This is a genomic window from Variovorax restrictus (genome assembly GCF_051216715.1).
Lineage (GTDB): Bacteria > Pseudomonadota > Gammaproteobacteria > Burkholderiales > Burkholderiaceae_C > Variovorax.
In genome coordinates, this window is the sequence record NZ_JBPJZH010000002.1 from 420564 (window position 1) to 433751 (window position 13188).

The following is a 13188-nucleotide window of genomic DNA, read 5'->3' on the forward strand; positions in this document are numbered from 1 at the left end:
TATCCTCCCTGGTTGATGAATTCAGGCGCGCCCCTCAGGCGCGCGTAGCCGCGGCGCTCAGTGCGCCTCGGCCTGCTTGGCCGCGGCGATGATCGCCGCTTCGTCATGCTTCGCGCCGTTCAGAAACAGGTTCAGCAGCACCGCCGTGATCGACGCCAGCAGGATGCCCGACTCGATCAGCGAGTGCAGGCCGTGCGGCATCCATTGCTTGAAGTTGGGCGCGATCAGCGGGATCATCCCCACGCCGATCGACACCGCGACGATCATCGGGTTGTGGCGGTTGGTCTTGAAGTCCACGCCCGACAGGATGCGGATGCCGGTGGCGGCCACCATGCCGAACATCACGAGGCCCGCACCGCCCAGCACCACCGTGGGCAGCGATTCGATCAACGCCGCCATCTTGGGCAGCAGGCCGAGCACGACGAGGATCACGCCGCCGGCCACGCACACGTAGCGGCTCTTGATGCCGGTGACGGCCACCAAGCCGACGTTCTGCGAGAAGCTGGTGTAGGGGAAGGTGTTGAAGATCCCGCCGATGAGTGTGCCCAGGCCGTCGGTGCGCAGGCCCTTGGCCAGGTCCTTCTGGTCGATCTTGCGCTCGGTCATCTCACCGAGCGCCAGGAACATGCCGGTCGATTCGATCATCACGACGATCATGATCAGCGTCATCGTGAGGATCAGGATCGGGTCGAACTGCGGCATGCCGAAGTGGAAGGGCAGCACCACGTCGAACCACGGCGCCTTGCCCACCTTTTCGTAGGTCATGATGCCCATGGCCGTGGCGACGACCCCGCCGATCGCGATGCCCAGCAGCACCGAGATGTTGGCGATGAAGCCCTTGGCGTACTTCACGATCAGCAGGATGGACACCAGCACCAGCGCGGCCACGCCGAAGCCGGTGAGGTCGGCGTACTTCGGGTTGGGCACGGTCGGCAGAATGGCGAAGCCCTTGGGCACCGGCGGGATCGCGCTGCCGGGCGAGGTGACGTCGGCCAGCCACTTGGCGTAGGCCGGGTCGACGATGGCCGGTGCGGTCGGGCCGAAGGGGTTGCCGAAGATCCAGTTGATGCCCACGCGCATCAGGCTGATGCCGATGACCGCGATGATCGTGCCAGTCACCACCGGCGGGAAGAAGCGCAGCAGCTTGCTCACCACCGGCGCGATCAGGATCGAGATCACGCCGGCCCCGATGATCGAGCCGAAGAGCAATTGCGCGCCCGCGATGCCCGGGTTGGCATTGGCGATGGCGACCATCGGTGCGACCGAGGCGAAGGTCACCCCCATCATCACCGGCAGCTTGATGCCGAACCACTGCGTGGCGCCCAGCGACTGGATCAGCGTGGCGATGCCGCAGCAGAACAGGTCGGCCGAGATCAGCAGCGCAACCTCGCTCGGGCTCAGCTTGAGCGCGCGGCCGACGATCAGCGGTACCGCGACCGCGCCGGCGTACATCACCAGCACATGCTGCAGGCCGAGGGCCGTGACCTTGCCGAGAGGCAGGTGCTGGTCGACGGGGTGAACCGCCGCGGGGGCGGGGGGCGAAACGGTGCTCATGGCGAATCTCCTGTTGACGACTGAAGGACGTGCGAAAGAAAGCGTTCAGGCGAGCAGCGCCTTGACCAGATCGAGTTGCCGGTCGGGCCGGTCGGGCGACAGCTGAAGGCTGGCCTCGATGCGTGTGAGGTGTTCGGTCATGCTGGCGACGGCCGCCTCGGTGTCGCCGCTGCGGCACAGGCGCAGGAAGCCTGCATGTTCGTCGTGCGAGCAGTGCGAGTCGTTGGACGAGTGGTAGAGCATGGCGATGAGCGAACTGCGTGCCACGAGTTCACGCACCAGCTCGGCCAGCGTGTGGTTGCCGGTGGCCTCGGCCAGCGCCACATGGAAGTCGCCCAGCAGCTTCTCGCGCACCGTGCCGTGCGGCGAGGTGCGCAACGCGGCGCGTTCGGCGCGCACGTGTTGTTCCAGCGCTTGGTAGTCCTTCGGCTTGGCCTTGGCGGTCAGCAGCCTCACCACCTCGCTCTCGAGCAGGCGGCGAATGCCGAACACCTCCCGGGCCTCCTGCACGCTGGGCTTGCTGACGAAGGCGCCCTTGTCGGGAATCATCTCGATCAGCTTCTCCTTGGACAGCGTCAGCAGCGCGGCGCGGATCTTGGTGCGGCTCACGCCGTAGACCCGCCCCAGGGCTTCTTCCCGCAGCCAGGTGCCGGGCGGCAGGCGCTTCTCGACGATCGCGGTGGTGATGTCCTGGGCGATCTCTTCGATGCTGGCTTGCCGGTCTGCGGCAGGTGCCATGGCCGAGGCGAGTGGTGGGTCCGACGACATGGTCCTCCTGCGTGAGCCGGCGCACGTGACCGGGATGCGATGGCGGAGCAAATTGCATGCCATATTGCGAACGTTATCTGTATACAAAGATGGTGCGCAATTAGCGTTTTCTCTGGGTCGACGCGGGTCGGGCAGCGCCACGTCGGTGCAGGCGCGCGCCAAAATGCAGCAGGCCCGCGCGAGGCGGGCCTGTAAGTCGGTGAGGGGCGGGCACGGCCCGCGGGGCTAGGCCAACAGATCGGCCAGCGTGCGCGCGATGACCTTGGTGGCGCCGCGCAGGTCGTCGAGCACGACGCGTTCGTCGTTGCGCTTGGCGTGCGACTCCAGCACCGTGCGCGGGCCGGCGCCGTAGATGACGCCGGGAATGCCGGCCTCGCCATAGAGCCGCACATCGGTGTAGAGCGGCGTCCCCATGGCCTTGATCGGCTCGCCAAAAATCGCCTGGCCGTGCTTCTGAATCGCGTCGACCAGCGGCTGGTTGCCTGCCAGGGGTTTCATCGAATTGGCGAGCAGCAGGCGCTTGATTTCCACGGTGATCCCGGTGCTTTCAGCCGCTGCAGTGGCGATCACCTGCCGGATCTCGGCCTCGACCTCGGCCGGGTTTTCTTCCGGGATCATCCGGCGGTCGAGCTTGAACACCACCTTGCCCGGCACGACGTTGGTGTTGGTGCCGCCCTCGATGCGTCCGACGTTGAGGTAAGGGTGCGTGATGCCTTCGACGTCGGACGTCACCTGCTGGTAGCGGACGTTCTGCGCATAGAGCGCCGTCAGGATCTTCGTCGCGCCCTGCAGCGCGTCGACGCCGGTCGCCGGGATCGCGGCGTGCGCCATCTTGCCGTGCACGGTCACTTCCATCTGCAGGCAGCCGTTGTGGGCGGTGACCACCTCGTAGCTGAAGCCCGCTGCGATCATGAGGTCGGGCTTCGTGAGCCCTTGGCTCAGCAGCCAGCCCGGCCCGAGCAGGCCGCCGAATTCCTCGTCGTAGGTGAAGTGCAGCTCGACGGCGCCCCTCGTCGGCTTGGCGACCGCTTCGAGCGCGCGCAGCGCGAAGGTGAAGCTGGCGAAATCGCTCTTGCTGACGGCCGCGGCGCGGCCGTAGAGCGCGCCGCCGTCGATCTCGCCGCCGTAGGGGTCGTGCGACCAGCCGTCGCCCGGTGGCACCACGTCGCCGTGGGCGTTGAGCGCCACCGTGCGGCCGGGGCCGTAGGCACGGCGCACGATCAGGTTGGTGATGGATTCGAGCCCGTAGTCGTGCACCTGCTGCGCCGGCACCGGGTGCTTCTCGGCCTGCAGGCCGAAGCCTTCGAGCAGCGCTGCGGTGCGATCGGCATGCGGCGCGTTGTTGCCGGGGGGCGTGTCGGTGGGCACGCGGACGAGTTCCTGCAGAAACTTCACTTCCTCGTCGAAGTGGGCGTCGATCCAGGCGTCGAGCTGGGCGTAGTCGGTCATGGTGTGGCGGAGGTCTGGTCTTTGGCGAGATCGTCGAGCAGCTGCTGGAAAGCGTTGACCGCCAGTTCGATGTCGTCGTTGGTGCTCGATTCGAGCGGGTTGTGGCTGATGCCGGCGTTGAGCCCGCGCACGAAGAGCATGGCTTGCGGCATCACTTCATGCAGCTTCATCGCGTCGTGGCCGGCGCCGCTGGGCATGCGGAACAGCGGCACGCCCAGGGCGTCGACCGCGCGTTCCCAGCGCTGTTGCCACGCCGGTGCGCTGGGCGCGGCCGAGGCCTGCATGGCGAGCTCGCGCGTCTGGCGCAGGCCGCGGCGCTGCACGATCGTGTCGAGCGTCGCGAGCACGTCGGCCACCATCGCGTCGCGCTGGGCGTTGGTCGGCGCGCGCATGTCGAGGCTGAACTTGCAGCGGCCCGGCACCACGTTGATGGAGCCGGCGGGCACCTCCAGCATGCCGACGGTGGCGACCGAGTCGCCGTCCTGTGCCGCACGCTGTTCGGCGTAGACCATCAGTTCGGCGACCGCCGCGGCGGCGTCGCGCCGGCGGTCCATCGGCGTGGTGCCGGCGTGGCTGGCCATGCCGATCACCTCGCACACGTAGCGCACGCCGCCGTTGATGGAGGTGACGATGCCCAGCGGCAGGTCGAGCTCGTTGAGCACCGGCCCCTGCTCGATGTGCACCTCGACGAAGCCGAGGTAGCGCGCCGGGTCGCGCTGGATCGCGGGGATGTCCTGCTCGCGCAGGCCGGCGTGCTGCATGGCCTCGCGCATCGTGATGCCCTGGGCGTCCTTCTGCGTGAGCCAGTCCGGGTTGAAATGGCCGATGAGCGCGCCCGAGCCGAGGAAGGTCGCCTTGTAGCGCTGGCCTTCCTCTTCGGCGAAGGCGACCACCTCGAAGCCGAAGGGCAGGCGGCGGCCCTCGCGCACGAGCTCGCGCACGCAGGCGATGGGCACGAAGATGCCGAGGCGCCCGTCGTACTTGCCGCCGTTGCGCACGGTGTCGTAGTGCGAGCCGGTCATGAGGGCGCGCGCGCCCGGCACGGAGGCCTCGTAGCGGCCGACCACGTTGCCCACGGCGTCGATCTCGACCGTGTCGAAGCCGACCTCGCGCATCAGCGACGCGATCTGCGCGGCGCAGGCGCGGTGCGCGTCGGTGAGGTAGGTCACCGTGAGCTGGCCCTTCTCTTTGAAGCCGGGGTCGCTGTGCACGGCGAGCTGCTCGTGCCAGTCCCACACCTCGTTGCCCAGCGCAGGCGTCACGCCGAACTTGTCGTTCAGGCGGATCTCGGCGATGCGGTGGATGTTGCGCAGCGACTCGGCGCGCTCGAAGTCGGCGTGGTTGTCCACGCGCCGCTCGAAGGTGTCGATGATGTCCTGCTTCTGCAGACCCGTGCCGCGGGGCCCGCGCACGGCGAGGATGAAGGGGAAGCCGAACTTCGCGCTGTAGGCGGCATTGAGCTGGCGGATCTTCTCGAGTTCGTCGGGCGTGCAGCCGGTCAGGCCGGCCTTGCGCTGCTCGTTCGTCGACTCGGCCGTCAGGGTGTTGGCGGTCATCGCCTTCCCGGCCAGTTCCGGGTGGGCGCGGATCAGGCCCAGCTGCGCGTCGGCGCCGGCGTCGCTCACGACGCGCGCCATCGCGTGCTTCAGATGCTGCAGCGAGCGAAACGGTCGCGTAGCCAGCGCACGCTCGGCGATCCAGGGGGAATGCTCGTACACGCCGTCGAGCAGGGCCACCGCTTCGGCGGCTGTGGCGGCGTTGAGGTCTTCGATGCTCAGTGGCATGTCATTCTCCTGCGGTGGCCTGGAACGGATGCACCTGCTTCCAATGCCGGGCGATGTCGATGCGGCGGCAGATCCAGACGCGCTCGTGGCTCTGCACATGGTCGAGGAAGCGGCGCAGCGCGCCGATGCGACCCGGTTTGCCCAGCAGCCGGCAGTGCATGCCGATGCTCATCATCTTCGGCGCTTCTTCGCCTTCCGCGTAGAGGGCATCGAAGCTGTCGCGCAGGTAGGTGAAGAAGTGGTCGCCGGTGTTGAAGCCCTGCGTCTGCACGAAGCGCATGTCGTTGGTGTCGAGCGAGTAGGGCACCACCAGGTGCGGCACGGTGCTGCCGTCGCTCTTCTCGACCTGCATCCAGAAGGGGAGGTCGTCGCCGTAGTAGTCGCTGTCGTATTCGTAGCTTCCCTGTTCGACCACCAGACGGCGGGTGTTCGGGCTGTCGCGGCCGGTGTACCAGCCCAGTGGCCACTGGCCGCCGGTCATGTCGCGGATGACATGCGTGGCCAGGTCGAGGTGGCGCTTCTCGGTGGCCATGGGCAGGTTCTGGTAGTGGATCCAGCGCAGGCCGTGGTTGGCGATCTCGTAGCCGTTTTTCAGGAAGGTGTCGACCAGTTCGGGGTAGCGCTGCAGCGCCATGCCGATGCCGAACACCGTGAGCGGCAGGCCGCGCGATTCGAATTCCTTGAGGATGCGCCAGACGCCGACGCGCGAGCCGTACTCGTACATCGACTCCATCGTCATGTGGCGGTTCTCGTAGGCCTGCGCCGTGATGAGTTCCGACAGGAAGGTCTCGGAGGTCGGGTCGCCGTGCAGCGGGTTGTTCTCGCCGCCTTCTTCGTAGTTGAGGACGAACTGCACGGCAATTTTCGCCTGGCCCGGCCACTGGGCATGGGGCGCGTGGCGGCCGTAGCCGACGAGGTCGCGGGGATAGGGGAGGGGGACGGAATCGCTCATGGAAAAGGCACTGCTCAGGACAGCGCAAGGGAAATGTCGTTGGTCGGCACCTTCCGGTCGAAGGTCAGACTGGCCTCGACATGCAGAAGGTGTTCGGTCATCAGGCGCACTGCGCGTTCTTCGTCCCTGGCCGCCAGCGCTTTCACGATGTCGGCATGTTCTTCGTTCGAATGCATGGCGGCTACCGGCCTCTGGTACATCAGCGTGATCAGGGCGCAGCGCGAGACCAGCTCGCCCAGCATCTGCGCCAGCACCTCGTTGCCCATCAGCTCCGCCATGCGCACATGGAAGTCGCCCAGCAGCTCGTTGCCATGGGAGCCGACGCCATCGGCGACGGCCGTCTTTTCATGCGCGACATGCTCGCGCAGGGCCTTGATGCGCGCGGGCGTGACGTCGCGCACGAAGGCGCGGGTCATTTCCGCTTCGAGCATGCGGCGCACGGCGAACACCTGCCGCGCCTCGTCGACCGCCGGTGCGGCCACGAAGGCGCCGCGCGCCGGCTCGAGTCGCACCAGACGGTTTTGCGAAAGCTGGAACAAAGCTTGCCTCACCAGGGTGCGCGAGACGCCGAAGTGGTCGGCGAGCTTCTGTTCGGCCAGCTTGCTGCCCGGCTGTAGGCGGTGTTCGACGATCGCCTTGGTCAGTGCGTCGACGATCGCGCCGGTGGTGGAGGGCTCCATGGATTCATGATAGACCCAAAGCCCAGAACTGTATACACTTTTGTTCACCAAATTGCCGGTGTACCGGACGGAAGGATCGAACCATGGGCCTGAGCACCCACGTACTGGACACCATGCACGGCAGCCCCGCGGCGGGCATGGCCGTGTCGCTCTACACCACGCAGGGCGACAGCGCGACGTTGGTCAAGCGCTTCGTCCTCAACGCCGACGGCCGCAGCGATGGCCCGCTCTACGACAACAACACCATCCGTGTCGGCACCTACCGCCTGACCTTCGAGGTCGCCGCCTATTTCAAGGCACGCGGCGTGCAGCTGCCCGAACCCAACTTCCTCGACAAGGTCTCGCTCGACTTCGGCGTGGCGCGCACCGACCAGCACTACCACGTGCCGCTGCTGGTGAGCCCGTGGAGCTATTCGACGTACCGCGGCTCCTGAGGCCTACAGCTGGCCTTCGGTCAGCGTGTCCAGCTGGAAGTGGCCGCCCTTGTCCCACAGCCAGGTGTCGGTCCAGGTCACGCGGCCGAGCTGCGTGGCAACGGGGAAGGGTGCGGCGGCCAACACGGTGCGTTCGATCTCCGCGATGACCTCGGGCGCATGCTGCGGTGCGCGCATCCAGTGCATCGACAGCACCCGGCCCTGTGCATCCAGATGGACTTGCAGGGTGCCGACCGCATAGAGCACCGGCGGCAGCTTGCCGTCGTAAATGCGTGCCTTGTTGATGTCGTAGATGTGGCGCGCGGCGTCCTTGCGGTAGTCGCGCGGGTTGGCAGCCGCCGAGGGGCGGGGCGCGGTGCGGGTGGCGGGGCCGGGCTCCGGTGTCGCGCCGCTGAGCTGGCCGGGCACGGTGCCGGTGACGGGTGAGGTCGGGCTGCTGCCGCAACCGGCGAGCCAGAGGGTGGCGAAGAGGGCGCCGGCCAGGGCGAGGCGGCGCGGTGAGGGGCTGCAAATCATCGCCGGGGTTATACCGTGCATACGGCCGTGCCCCGTAACGGGGCGTCATCCCGCAGGACAATCCACGCCATGAACCCAGCGCTCGACGACGTGCTGCATCGGCTCGACCTCGGTCCGGGCGTGCTGGTGCGCGTCGAGGCGACCGAGGGCTCGGTGCCGCGCGAGGCGGGCACCTGGATGGCCGTCTGGCCCGACGCGCTGACCGGCACCATCGGCGGCGGCCAGCTCGAATTCCAGGCGGCGCGGGAAGCGCGTGCCTGGCTCGATGGCGGCCAGCCGATCGACGGCGTGCGCCGTTATCCGCTCGGGCCGAGCCTGGGCCAGTGCTGCGGCGGCGTGGTGTTCCTGCACTTCCGCCGCATCGAGGCCGGCGATGCGTCGGCGCTGCGCGACGAACTCGGCGCGCACCTGAAGCCGGTGGCGCTCTTCGGTGGCGGCCACGTGGGGGCCGCCCTGGCGCGGCTGCTCGCGACGCTGCCCTTCGCGGTGCGCTGGATCGACAGCCGCGAAGGCGTGTTCCCGCCGACCATGCCCACACAGGTCGAGACCGAACATTCCGAGCCTGTCCAGTCGGCCGTCGACAGCCTGGCCGCCGGCTCGCGCGTGCTGATCATGAGCTTCAGCCATGCCGAAGACCTCGACATCGTCATCGCCTGCCTGCAGCGACTGCGGCGACACGGCGATCTGCCCTACGTCGGCCTGATCGGCAGCCGGACGAAGTGGGCCACCTTCCGCCACCGTCTGGAGGCGCGGGGCTTTTCGCCGAACGAACTGGCCCGCATCACCTGCCCGATCGGCGTGCCCGGCATCGGCGGCAAGGAGCCGGAGGTGATCGCCGTCGCCGTGGCGGCACAGTTGTTGCAATCGATCGACAGCGACAGACGATGACGGCCGCCAGGCCGATAAATTGCATACACTTCGGTTCACAACTGCCTGCCGCAGCGGAGCCAGGCCCATTCCCAAGCCTGCGTTCGCGGCTCTTTTTCTGCTTACAGCGCCCGCGGTGGTGAGCAGACCAAAACGACAAGGCGCTCCCACGCGCCGACAAGGGTGAGCATGGAAAGCTATTACCTCGATTGGGCCAACCTGCTGCTGCGCTGGGTCCACGTCATCACCGCCATCGCCTGGATCGGTGCCTCCTTCTACTTCGTGATGCTGGACAACAGCCTCGAGAAGCCGCAGGACGCCGAGTCGATCGACAAGGGCGTCGGCGGCGAGCAGTGGGCGGTGCACGGCGGCGGCTTCTACAACATGCAGAAGTACGCGCTGGCACCCAAGAAGCTGCCGGACCACCTGCACTGGTCGTACTGGGAGAGCTACACGACCTGGATCACCGGCTTCGCGCTCTTCACGATGTCGTACCTGTGGAACGCCAGCACCTACCTCATCGACAAGTCGAAGATGGACTGGCAGCCGGGCGCCGCCATCTCGGTGGCGTTGGCCTTCTTCGTCGTGTTCTGGATCGTCTACGACGGCATCTGCCAGATCTTCGGCCGCCGCAAGCACGGCGACGCGATCGTCGGCGTGCTGGTGGCGCTCTTCGTCGCCTTCGCGGCCTGGCTGGCCTGCCACTGGTTCGCCGGCCGCGCCGCCTTCCTGCTGGTCGGCGCGATGATGGCCACGACCATGAGCGGCAACGTGTTCTTCTGGATCATCCCCGGCCAGCGCGAGAACGTGGCGCTGCTGCGCCAGGGCAAGCCGGTCAACCCGATCCACGGCCAGCGCGGCAAGCAGCGCAGCGTGCACAACACCTACTTCACGCTGCCGGTGCTGTTCGCGATGCTGAGCAACCACTACAGCTTCACCTACACCCACCAGTACAACTGGATCGTGCTGCTGCTGATCATGCTCGGCGGCGCGGCCATCCGGCAGTTCTTCGTGGTGCGGCATCGCTTCAAGCTGGGCAACGCGAAAAACCCGCTGCCTTACGCGATGGTCGGCATCGCCGTGCTGGGTCTCACCATCGTCTGGATGAAACCCGAACCCGTGGCGGCACCGGCGCCGGGCGCGGTGGCGCCGAAGGTCGCGTTCGGCGATGTGCAGAAAGTGCTGGAGCAGCGCTGCTACATGTGCCACGGCGCGGCCGTGCAGATGAAGAACGTGCGGCTCGACACGCCCGACCAGGTGGCGCTGCATGCGCAGGCCGTCTACCAGCAGGTGGTGGTCACGAAGATCATGCCGATGAACAACGCGACCGGCATCACGGATGCGGAGCGGGCGTTGATCGGTGCCTGGTTTCAGGCCGGCTCGCCGACGAAGTGAGCGGTGGTGCGCTCACTGCGCGCCGAGCGCCAGCAGCAAGGCCAGCCGGTTGTGTCGCTCGATCAGCGGCCCCAGGTCGACGGTCGCGAGCTGCCCGTCCCGCACGACGACGCGCCCATTGACCACCGTATAGGCCGCCTGCAGGCTGGCGCACAGCAGCAGGCTCGCTACGGGATCGTGCACCGCGCCGCCCGCGAAGGCGACGGTGTTGAGGTCGAACAGCGCGAAGTCGGCGCACATGCCCGGCGCCAGATGGCCGATGTCGGCACGGCCCAGCACCTCGGCGCCGCCGCGCGTGGCGATGGCCATCGCATCGCGCGCCGTCATCTCCGACGGACCGTGGTCGCAGCCGAAGGGTTCGAGAGAACGCCCAACGCGCGCCAGCAGCAAGGCTTGGCGCGCCTCGTTCACCATGTGCGCACCGTCGTTGCTGGCACTGCCGTCCACGCCCAGGCCGACCGGTACGCCCGCGTCGAGCATGCGGCGGACGGGCGCGATGCCCGAGGCCAGCCGCATGTTGCTGCAGGGGCAGTGCGCGACGCCGGTTTTGGTCTTCGCGAAGAGCGCGATGCCTTCGGCGTCTAGCTTCACGCAGTGCGCGTGCCACACGTCGTGGCCGAGCCAGCCGAGATCCTGCGCGTACTCGGTGGGCGTGCAGTTGAACTTCTCGCGGCTGTAGGCGATGTCGTGGTCGTTCTCGGCCAGGTGGGTGTGCAGTCGCACGCCTTGTCCCTTGAATGAGCGCGCGAGCAGCGCCGACTCGCGCATCAGGTCGCGGCTCACGCTGAAGGGCGAGCAGGGCGCCACCGCCACGTTCACCATCGCGCCGTGCGCAGCGTCGTGGTGCGTCTCGATGAGGCGTTGCGTGTCGGCCAGGATGGCGTCTTCACGCTCGACCACGCGATCGGGTGGCAGGCCGCCTTGCGAAGCGCCGACGCTCATGCTGCCGCGGCTCGCGACGAAGCGCATGCCGATCTCACGGGCCGCGTCGATGCTGTCGTCCAGCCGCACGCCGTTGGGGTAGATGTAGAGGTGGTCGCTGCTGGTGGTGCAGCCCGACAGCAGCAGCTCGGCCATGGCGACCTGGGTCGACACATGCACCATCTCCGGCGTGAGCCCGGTCCAGATCGGGTACAGGCCGCGCAGCCATGAGAACAGTTCCGCGTTTTGCACCGCGGGAATCGCGCGGGTCAGTGACTGATACATGTGGTGGTGCGTGTTGACCAGCCCCGGCACGACGAGATGACCGCATGCGTCGATCACGTCGTCGGCCGTCTGGGGCAGGTCAGCCGCCGGCCCGATCGCCTCGATGCGGTTCCCTCGCACGAAGACCGAGGCATCGCGCCACTCGGTGCGTGCGTCGTCGAAGGTGGCGACGCAGGTCGCGTTGCGGATGAGCAGGGTGGGCATGGCGCGAGCAGACAGAATAGAGCGTGGAGACAACGCAAATGATCGCATCGAACCTTTCTTCCGGCGTGCCCGATGCACGCACATCGCCGCGCGAATTCCTCGCGCATCTGTATGGCGTCGCCGTCGAGCGCGCACTGCCGCTGGCGAGCATGGCGCCGCACCTGCCCAAGCCGCCCAAGGGCCGCACGCTGGTGCTGGGCGCAGGCAAGGCCGGCGGCTCGATGGCGCAGGCGCTCGAGGCGCTGTGGCCGGCCGAGTCGTCCCTGTCCGGCCTGGTCGTCACACGCTACGGCCACATTCCACCGCGGCCCGAGGGGCTGGCGTCGCGCATCGAGATCGTCGAGGCCGCGCACCCCGTGCCCGATGCGGCGGGGCTGAAGGCGGCGGAGCGCATCCTGGCGCTGACCGAAGGGCTCACGGCCGACGACCTGGTGCTGTGCCTGATCTCCGGCGGTGGGTCGGCGTTGCTCACGTTGCCGGCCGACGGGCTGACGCTCGAAGACAAGCAGCGCATCAACAAGCAGCTGCTCGAGAGCGGCGCGCACATCGGCGAGATGAACTGCGTGCGCAAGCACCTGTCGCGCATCAAGGGCGGCCGGCTGGCGGCGGCCTGCGCGCCGGCGCAGGTGGTGACGCTCACCATCAGCGACGTGCCGGGCGACGACCCGGCCGTCATCGCCAGCGGCCCCACGGTGCCCGACGCCACCACCTGCGACGACGCGATGGCCATCCTCGACCGCTACGGCATCGCGGTGCCGGCGCCCGTGCGTGCGCAACTGGAGAGCGGCGCGCTCGAGACGCCGAAGCCATCCGATGCCGTGTTCCAGGGCCACACCACGCGCCTCATCGCGACGCCGCAGCAATCGCTCGAAGCAGCGGCCACCGCTGCGCGCGCGGCGGGCATCGACGCACACGTTCTGAGCGACGAGATGGAAGGCGAATCGCGCGAGGTCGGCAAGGTGCACGGCGCGCTGGCCCGCGCGGTGGCGCTGCGCGGCGCGCCCTTCACGACGCCCTGCGTCATCCTGTCCGGCGGCGAGACCACCGTGACCATTCGCCCGCGCCAGCCCGGCCAGACCAAGGGCCGCGGCGGCCGTGCCGGCGAGTTCTGCCTGGGCCTGGCGGGCGCGCTGGCCGGCCAGCGCGACGTGTGGGCGCTCGCGGCCGACACCGACGGCATCGACGGCGTGGAAGACAACGCCGGCGCCTTCGTCACACCCGACACGCTGGCGCGCGCCACGGCGCAAGGCCGCAAGCTCGCCGACCACCTCGACCGCAACGATGCCTATGGCTACTTCGATGCGATCGGCGACCTGCTGGTCACGGGGCCGACGCACACGAACGTCAATGACTTTCGCGCCTTGCTGATTCTCTGAGCG

The 13188-nt window shown here is 68.0% G+C and carries 12 protein-coding genes; 4 read left to right on the top strand and 8 right to left on the bottom strand.

The window, feature by feature from the left end:
• Positions 1-57: 57 nt before the first annotated feature.
• The 6 genes from ACSFA0_RS16590 to ACSFA0_RS16615 all read right to left on the bottom strand — a co-directional run bounded on the left by ACSFA0_RS16590 (position 58) and on the right by ACSFA0_RS16615 (position 7187).
• Positions 58-1554, bottom strand: coding sequence for a nucleobase:cation symporter-2 family protein (locus ACSFA0_RS16590; RefSeq protein WP_435451367.1), 1497 nt, complete (start codon positions 1552-1554; stop codon positions 58-60).
• Between the two features lie 45 nt (positions 1555-1599).
• Positions 1600-2322, bottom strand: coding sequence for a GntR family transcriptional regulator (locus ACSFA0_RS16595; RefSeq protein ID WP_435451368.1), 723 nt, complete (start codon positions 2320-2322; stop codon positions 1600-1602).
• A 225-nt stretch (positions 2323-2547) separates the two neighbouring features.
• Positions 2548-3771, bottom strand: coding sequence for a M20 family metallopeptidase (locus ACSFA0_RS16600; protein WP_435451369.1), 1224 nt, complete (start codon positions 3769-3771; stop codon positions 2548-2550).
• Positions 3768-5555: a 2-oxo-4-hydroxy-4-carboxy-5-ureidoimidazoline decarboxylase gene (uraD, locus tag ACSFA0_RS16605; protein WP_435451370.1), complete on the bottom strand. Its 1788-nt coding sequence runs from the start codon at positions 5553-5555 to the stop codon at positions 3768-3770. Before uraD ends, ACSFA0_RS16600 begins: the two co-directional genes overlap by 4 nt.
• Position 5556: 1 nt before the next feature.
• On the bottom strand, positions 5557-6507 hold the full coding sequence (gene puuE / locus ACSFA0_RS16610; RefSeq protein ID WP_435451371.1) for an allantoinase PuuE: 951 nt from the start codon (positions 6505-6507) through the stop codon (positions 5557-5559).
• Between the two features lie 14 nt (positions 6508-6521).
• Positions 6522-7187, bottom strand: a complete 666-nt coding sequence (locus ACSFA0_RS16615) for a GntR family transcriptional regulator (protein WP_435451372.1) — start codon at positions 7185-7187, stop codon at positions 6522-6524.
• An 83-nt stretch (positions 7188-7270) separates the two neighbouring features.
• Between ACSFA0_RS16615 and uraH the strand changes: the two genes are divergently transcribed.
• Positions 7271-7621, top strand: coding sequence for a hydroxyisourate hydrolase (gene uraH, locus ACSFA0_RS16620; protein ID WP_435451373.1), 351 nt, complete (start codon positions 7271-7273; stop codon positions 7619-7621).
• 3 nt (positions 7622-7624) lie between these two features.
• Here uraH and ACSFA0_RS16625 read toward each other — a convergent pair whose 3' ends face one another.
• Entirely contained in the window at positions 7625-8137 is a 513-nt protein-coding gene (locus ACSFA0_RS16625) for a hypothetical protein (protein ID WP_435451374.1), read from the bottom strand.
• 69 nt (positions 8138-8206) lie between these two features.
• On the opposite strand from ACSFA0_RS16625, the gene xdhC reads away from it, so the two are divergent.
• Positions 8207-9025 carry a xanthine dehydrogenase accessory protein XdhC gene (xdhC, locus tag ACSFA0_RS16630; protein WP_435451375.1) on the top strand — a complete coding sequence of 273 codons (819 nt, stop codon included), beginning with the start codon at positions 8207-8209 and terminating at the stop codon, positions 9023-9025.
• Positions 9026-9193: 168 nt separating this feature from the next.
• Positions 9194-10399, top strand: a complete 1206-nt coding sequence (locus ACSFA0_RS16635) for a urate hydroxylase PuuD (protein WP_435451376.1) — start codon at positions 9194-9196, stop codon at positions 10397-10399.
• Between the two features lie 12 nt (positions 10400-10411).
• Here the strand turns inward: ACSFA0_RS16635 and ACSFA0_RS16640 are convergent, their stop codons facing one another.
• A complete protein-coding gene (locus tag ACSFA0_RS16640) occupies positions 10412-11809 on the bottom strand; it encodes an 8-oxoguanine deaminase (RefSeq protein WP_435451377.1) in 1398 nt (465 codons plus the stop codon).
• 38 nt (positions 11810-11847) lie between these two features.
• Between ACSFA0_RS16640 and ACSFA0_RS16645 the strand changes: the two genes are divergently transcribed.
• Entirely contained in the window at positions 11848-13185 is a 1338-nt protein-coding gene (locus tag ACSFA0_RS16645) for a glycerate kinase type-2 family protein (RefSeq protein WP_435451378.1), read from the top strand.
• The last annotated feature ends 3 nt before the right edge of the window (positions 13186-13188 follow it).

Excerpts from the sequence above, each read along its gene's own strand:
- ACSFA0_RS16600 (WP_435451369.1), bottom strand. The coding sequence starts at position 3,771 with ATGACCGACTACGCCCAGCTCGACGCCTGGATCGACGCCCACTTCGAC.
- ACSFA0_RS16615 (WP_435451372.1), bottom strand. The coding sequence starts at position 7,187 with ATGGAGCCCTCCACCACCGGCGCGATCGTCGACGCACTGACCAAGGCG.
- ACSFA0_RS16595 (WP_435451368.1), bottom strand. The coding sequence starts at position 2,322 with ATGTCGTCGGACCCACCACTCGCCTCGGCCATGGCACCTGCCGCAGAC.
- xdhC (WP_435451375.1), top strand. The coding sequence starts at position 8,207 with ATGAACCCAGCGCTCGACGACGTGCTGCATCGGCTCGACCTCGGTCCG.
- ACSFA0_RS16645 (WP_435451378.1), top strand. The coding sequence starts at position 11,848 with ATGATCGCATCGAACCTTTCTTCCGGCGTGCCCGATGCACGCACATCG.
- puuE (WP_435451371.1), bottom strand. The coding sequence starts at position 6,507 with ATGAGCGATTCCGTCCCCCTCCCCTATCCCCGCGACCTCGTCGGCTAC.
- ACSFA0_RS16590 (WP_435451367.1), bottom strand. The coding sequence starts at position 1,554 with ATGAGCACCGTTTCGCCCCCCGCCCCCGCGGCGGTTCACCCCGTCGAC.
- uraH (WP_435451373.1), top strand. The coding sequence starts at position 7,271 with ATGGGCCTGAGCACCCACGTACTGGACACCATGCACGGCAGCCCCGCG.
- ACSFA0_RS16625 (WP_435451374.1), bottom strand. The coding sequence starts at position 8,137 with ATGATTTGCAGCCCCTCACCGCGCCGCCTCGCCCTGGCCGGCGCCCTC.
- uraD (WP_435451370.1), bottom strand. The coding sequence starts at position 5,555 with ATGCCACTGAGCATCGAAGACCTCAACGCCGCCACAGCCGCCGAAGCG.
- ACSFA0_RS16635 (WP_435451376.1), top strand. The coding sequence starts at position 9,194 with ATGGAAAGCTATTACCTCGATTGGGCCAACCTGCTGCTGCGCTGGGTC.
- ACSFA0_RS16640 (WP_435451377.1), bottom strand. The coding sequence starts at position 11,809 with ATGCCCACCCTGCTCATCCGCAACGCGACCTGCGTCGCCACCTTCGAC.